Genomic DNA, 5,854 nt, shown 5'->3' with positions numbered 1-5,854 from the left:
GGCTCGGGGGGTGTCTTGTCGATCATGCCGGATCGGCGAGCGGACTCACGGGGTGTCGGGAGCCCGCCGGGAACGACAGGACGCCCCCTCGGTCAGGCCGTGCCGCCGGACGCGGCGACGTCCGCGACGGTGGCCGCGTCCTTGGCCGTGACCTCGCGCAGCATGCAGGTCAGCCGCGCCGAGCAGACCCGCTTGTCCTGCTCGTCGGTGATCACGATGTCGTAGGTCGCCGTGGAGCGCCCGCGGTGGACCGGGGTGGCGACGCCCGTGACCAGGCCGCTGCGGACCCCTCGGTGGTGGGTGCAGTTCAGGTCCACCCCCACGGCGATCTTGGAGACTCCGCCGTGCAGCATCGAACCGATGGAGCCCAGCGTCTCGGCGAGCACCGCCGAGGCGCCGCCGTGCAGCAGACCGTAGGGCTGGGTGTTCCCCTCCACCGGCATCGTGCCGACGACCCGCTCGGCGGACGCCTCGACGATCTGGACACCCATCCGGTTGCCGAGGTGCCCGGCCGAGAAGAGGGCCGGCAGGTCGACGCCGAGTGCGGCGTACTCGTCGAGGACCTCCTGCGGGAACTTCACGTGCTGCTGCTCACCCATCGGCCCGGCTCCGTTCGTCTTCGTACGGCTGCTGATCCAGCTGCTCTCCAGCTGGCCCGCCTGAGCAAACGCTTAGGCGGACTGCGATTGTTCCAGACGCACGATCACGGACTTGCTGGCGGGGGTGTTGCTGACGTCCGCCGTCGACTCCAGCGGCACCAGGACGTTCGTCTCCGGGTAGTACGCCGCCGCGCACCCCCGGGCCGTCGGGTAGTGCACGACCCGGAAACCGGGCGCCCGCCGCTCGCTGCCGTCCGTCCACTCGCCGACGAGATCCGCGTACGCCCCGTCGGCCAGCCCGAGCGCCGCCGCGTCCTCCGGGTGCACCAGGACAACCCGTCGGCCGCCCTTGATGCCGCGGTAGCGGTCGTCGAGACCGTAGATCGTGGTGTTGTACTGGTCGTGCGAGCGCAGGGTCTGCAGCAGCAGCCGGCCCTCGGGCACCTTCGGGTACTCCACCGGCGCGGCGGTGAAGTTGGCTTTGCCGGTGGCCGTGGGGAAGCGGCGCTCGTCCCGCGGGGCGTGCGGCAGCGCGAAGCCGCCGGGGTTCCGCGCGAGCCGCGCGTTGAAGTCGGTGAAGCCCGGTACGACGCGTGCGATGCGGTCGCGGATCGTGGCGTAGTCCTGCTCGAACTCCTCCCACGGCGTCGCCGACGCGGCGCCGAGCACTGCCCGCGCCATCCGGGCCACGATCGCCGGCTCGGACAGCAGGTGGGGGCCGGCCGGCGGCAGGTTGCCGCGGGAGGCGTGCACCAGCCCCATCGAGTCCTCGACCGTCACGAACTGCCGGCCGCCACGCTGCACGTCCTTGTCGGTGCGCCCCAGCGTGGGCAGGATCAGCGCGTGCGTGCCGGTGACCGCGTGCGAGCGGTTCAGCTTGGTGGAGACGTGCACGGTGAGCCGGGCCCGCCGCATCGCCGCCTCGGTGACCTCCGTGTCGGGCGTGGCCCCCACGAAGTTGCCGCCCATCGCGAAGAACACCTTCGCCTCGCCGTCGCGCAGCGCCTGGATCGAGCGGACCACGTCGAAGCCGTGGTGGCGCGGCGAGACGATCCCGAACTCCTTGTCCAGGGCGTCCAGGAAGGCGGGCGCGGGCCGCTCGAAGATGCCCATCGTGCGGTCGCCCTGGACGTTGGAGTGGCCGCGCACCGGGCACACCCCGGCGCCCGGACGCCCGATGGCGCCGCGCAGCAGGAGGAGGTTGACCACCTCGCGGATCGTGGCCACCGCGTGCTTGTGCTGGGTGAGTCCCATCGCCCAACAGACGATCGTCCGGCGCGAGGCGAGCACCATCTCCAGGGCCCGCTCGATCTCGTCGCGGTCCAGACCGGTCGCCGTCAGCGTCTCGTCCCAGTCCGCCGTGCGGGCGGCGGCCGCGAACTCCTCGTACCCGTGGGTGTGGGCGCGGACGAACTCCTCGTCGACCGCTCCGTCGGCCTCCAGGACCAGCCGGTTGAGCAGCCGGAAGAGCGCCTGGTCGCCGCCGATGCGGATCTGCAGGAAGAGGTCGGTGAGGGCGGCGCCCCGCAGCATGCCCCGCGGCGTCTGCGGGTTCTTGAACTTCTCCAGGCCCGCCTCGGGCAGCGGGTTCACCGAGATGATCCGGGCACCGGCGGCCTTGGCCTTCTCCAGCGCCGACAGCATCCGCGGATGGTTCGTGCCCGGGTTCTGGCCGGCCACGATGATCAGGTCGGCCTGGTGGAGGTCCTCCAGCGAGACGCTGCCCTTGCCGATGCCGATCGTCTCGGTGAGCGCGGAGCCGGACGACTCGTGGCACATGTTGGAGCAGTCCGGCAGGTTGTTGGTGCCGAACTCGCGGGCGAAGAGCTGGAGCAGGAACGCGGCCTCGTTGCTGGTGCGGCCCGAGGTGTAGAAGAGCGCCTCGTCGGGGGAGGCCAGGGCCCGCAGCTCCTCCGCGATGATCGCGAACGCCCGCTCCCAGGTCACCGCCTCGTACCGGTCCGCGCCCGCGGGCAGGTACATCGGCTGGGTGATCCGGCCCTGCTGGCCCAGCCAGTAGCCGCTGCGGCCGGCCAGGTCGGACAGCGGGTGCGCGGCGAAGAAGTCGGGGGTGACCCGGCGCAGGGTCGCCTCCTCGGCGACGGCCTTCGCCCCGTTCTCGCAGAACTCCGCCACGTGCCGCTTGTCACCCTCGGGCCAGGCGCACCCCGGGCAGTCGAAGCCGTCCTTCTGGTTGACCTTGAGCAGGGTCCGCGCGGTGCGCCGCACGCCCATCTGCGCCTGGGCGATCCGCAGGGTGTGGCCGATGGCGGGCAGGCCGGCAGCGGCGTGCTGCGGCTCCGCCACCTGCGGCGCGTCCTGGACCGGATCGCCGGCGGGCGGCTTGCTGACCATCGCGCTCTCCCTTGAGCGTCGGTTCCGTCGCGTACCCCCCGATCCTGTCACGCGGTACCGACAAAGCTCCACGTAAGGTCGGTGTGGAGGGGATTGTCAGCGGTCCGTGGCAGGATCGTTCCGTGGCCGAGACAGCATCGAAGAAGACCGCAGACCCCCGTCCCCGCCTGCTCCTCATGGACGGGCACTCCCTCGCGTACCGGGCGTTCTTCGCGCTTCCCGCGGAGAACTTCACGACCGCGACGGGACAGCCGACCAACGCCATCTACGGCTTCGCGTCGATGCTGGCGAACACGCTCCGCGACGAGGCGCCCACGCACTTCGCGGTCGCGTTCGACGTGTCCCGCAAGACGTGGCGCTCCGAGGAGTTCCCCGAGTACAAGGCGAACCGCTCCAAGACGCCGGACGAGTTCAAGGGGCAGGTCGAGCTGATCGGCGAGCTGCTCGACGCCATGCACGCGGAGCGCTTCGCCGTCGACGGGTTCGAGGCGGACGACGTGATCGCCACGCTCGCCACGCAGGCCGAGGCCGAGGGCTTCGAGGTCCTGATCGTCACCGGCGACCGCGACTCCTTCCAGCTGATCACGGACCACGTGACGGTGCTGTACCCGACCAAGGGCGTCTCCGAGCTGACCCGCTTCACCCCGGAGAAGGTGGAGGAGAAGTACGGCCTCACGCCCCGGCAGTACCCGGACTTCGCCGCCCTGCGCGGCGACCCGTCCGACAACCTCCCCGGCATCCCCGGCGTCGGCGAGAAGACCGCGGCGAAGTGGATCAACCAGTTCGGGTCGTTCGCCGAACTGGTCGAGCGCGCCGAGGAGGTCAAGGGCAAGGCCGGGCAGAACCTCCGGGACCACCTGGAGGCCGTGAAGCTCAACCGCGTGCTCACCGAGATGGTGCGGGACGTCGAGCTGCCCCGGACCGTCCGCGACCTGGAGCGCGCGCCGTACGACCGCACGGCGCTCGCGCTGGTCCTCGACACCCTGGAGATCCGCAACCCCTCGCTGCGCGAGCGCCTGCTGGCCGTCGACCCGGGCGCCGACGAGGAGCAGCCGCCCGCCCCCGCCGCGGGCGTCGAGCTGGACGGCTCGGTCCTCGGCTCCGGAGAGCTGGCCCCCTGGCTGGCCGGGCACGCCGACCAGCCGCTCGGTGTGGCCACGGTCGACAGCTGGGCGCTCGGCACCGGGAGCGTCGCCGAGATCGCCCTGGCCGCCGCGGACGGCGCCGCCGCCTGGTTCGACCCCACGCAGCTCGACGAGGACGACGAGCGGGCCTTCTCCGCGTGGCTCGCCGACCCGGCCCGGCCCAAGGTGCTGCACAACGCCAAGGGCGTCATGCGCGTCTTCCCCGAGCACGGCTGGACCGTCGCCGGGGTCACGATGGACACCGCGCTCGCCGCGTACCTGGTGAAGCCGGGCCGCCGTTCCTTCGCGCTCGACGCGCTCTCCGTGGAGTACCTCCACCGGGAGCTCGCGCCGGCCGCGGCCGCCGACGGGCAGCTCGCCTTCGGCGCCGACGACACGGCCGAGGCCGAGGCCCTGATGACGCAGGCGCGGGCCGTGCTCGACCTCGGCACGGCCTTCGAGGAGAAGCTCGGCGAGGTGGGCGCGCGCGAGCTCCTGCACGACGTCGAGCTGCCCACCTCCGCCCTCCTCGCCCGGCTGGAGCGGCACGGCATCGCGGCCGACCGGGCCCATCTGGAGGCCATGGAGCAGCAGTTCGCGGGCGCCGTGCAGCAGGCCGTGAAGGAGGCGCACGCCTCGGTGGGCCACGAGTTCAACCTCGGCTCGCCCAAGCAGCTCCAGGAGGTCTTCTTCGGCGAGCTGAACCTGCCGAAGACGAAGAAGACCAAGACGGGCTACACCACGGACGCGGACGCGCTCGCCTGGCTCGCCGGGCAGACCGAGCACGAACTGCCGGTGATCATGCTCCGCCACCGCGAGCAGGCCCGGCTGCGCTCCACGGTCGAGGGGCTGATCAAGACGATCGCCGCGGACGGCCGCATCCACACCACCTTCAGCCAGACGGTGGCCGCCACCGGGCGCCTGTCCTCCACGGACCCCAACCTGCAGAACGTGCCGGTCCGCACCGACGAGGGCCGGGCGATCCGCCACGGCTTCGTCGTGGGCGAGGGCTACGAGTCCCTGATGACCGCGGACTACAGCCAGATCGAACTGCGGGTCATGGCCCACCTCTCCGAGGACGAGGGCCTCATCGAGGCGTTCGCCTCCGGCGAGGACCTGCACACCACGGTGGCCTCGCAGGTCTTCGGGGTCGAGCGGTCCGCCGTCGACGCCGAGATGCGACGCAAGATCAAGGCCATGTCCTACGGCCTGGCGTACGGCCTGTCCGCCTTCGGTCTCTCCCAGCAGCTCAACATCGAGGCGGGCGAGGCGCGTGCCCTGATGGACACGTACTTCGAGCGGTTCGGCGGAGTGCGGGACTACCTGCGCCGCGTCGTCGACGAGGCCCGCGCCACGGGGTACACCGAGACGATGCTGGGCCGCCGGCGCTATCTCCCGGACCTGAACAGCGACAACCGCCAGCGCCGCGAGGCCGCCGAGCGGATGGCGCTGAACGCCCCGATCCAGGGCACGGCGGCCGACATCGTGAAGGTCGCGATGCTGAACGTCGACCGCGCGCTGACCGAGGCCTCCCTCACCTCCCGGATGCTCCTCCAGGTCCACGACGAAATCGTGCTGGAAGTGGTCCCGGGAGAGCGGGAGCAGGTCGAGGCCCTGGTGCGCCGGGAGATGTCCTCCGCGGTCACCCTGCGCGCCCCGCTCGACGTCTCGGTGGGCGTCGGCCCGGACTGGGAGTCGGCGGCGCACTGACCGGACGAGCCCGGGCCCGCGACGCCAACGGCGTCGCGGGCCCGGGCTTTCGCATGTGCCCCGGAC

General features: G+C 71.9%; 3 protein-coding genes. 1 reads left to right on the top strand and 2 read right to left on the bottom strand.

Features of this window, described 5'->3' with window-relative positions; all coding sequences use genetic code 11:
• Nucleotides 1–92 precede the first annotated feature (92 nt).
• Together EAO71_RS10735 and EAO71_RS10730 are read right to left on the bottom strand one after the other, a co-directional pair.
• Nucleotides 93–599, bottom strand: a complete 507-nt coding sequence (locus tag EAO71_RS10735) for a PaaI family thioesterase (protein WP_147977514.1) — start codon at nucleotides 597–599, stop codon at nucleotides 93–95.
• 72 nt (nucleotides 600–671) lie between these two features.
• Nucleotides 672–2,954 carry an FdhF/YdeP family oxidoreductase gene (locus EAO71_RS10730; RefSeq protein ID WP_147977513.1) on the bottom strand — a complete coding sequence of 761 codons (2,283 nt, stop codon included), beginning with the start codon at nucleotides 2,952–2,954 and terminating at the stop codon, nucleotides 672–674.
• A gap of 122 nt (nucleotides 2,955–3,076) precedes the next feature.
• Between EAO71_RS10730 and polA the strand changes: the two genes are divergently transcribed.
• The gene (gene polA, locus EAO71_RS10725; RefSeq protein ID WP_147977512.1) at nucleotides 3,077–5,788 is read left to right on the top strand and encodes a DNA polymerase I; all 2,712 of its coding nucleotides are present in this window, start codon (nucleotides 3,077–3,079) and stop codon (nucleotides 5,786–5,788) included.
• The last annotated feature ends 66 nt before the right edge of the window (nucleotides 5,789–5,854 follow it).

It is taken from the genome of Streptomyces sp. MS191 (assembly GCF_008042125.1).
Taxonomy (GTDB): domain Bacteria; phylum Actinomycetota; class Actinomycetes; order Streptomycetales; family Streptomycetaceae; genus Streptomyces.
The sequence above is the reverse complement of the archived record's forward strand: the minus strand, read 5'-3'. Positions and strand labels throughout refer to the sequence as shown.

Excerpts from the sequence above, each read along its gene's own strand:
- EAO71_RS10735 (WP_147977514.1), bottom strand. The coding sequence starts at position 599 with ATGGGTGAGCAGCAGCACGTGAAGTTCCCGCAGGAGGTCCTCGACGAG.
- EAO71_RS10730 (WP_147977513.1), bottom strand. The coding sequence starts at position 2,954 with ATGGTCAGCAAGCCGCCCGCCGGCGATCCGGTCCAGGACGCGCCGCAG.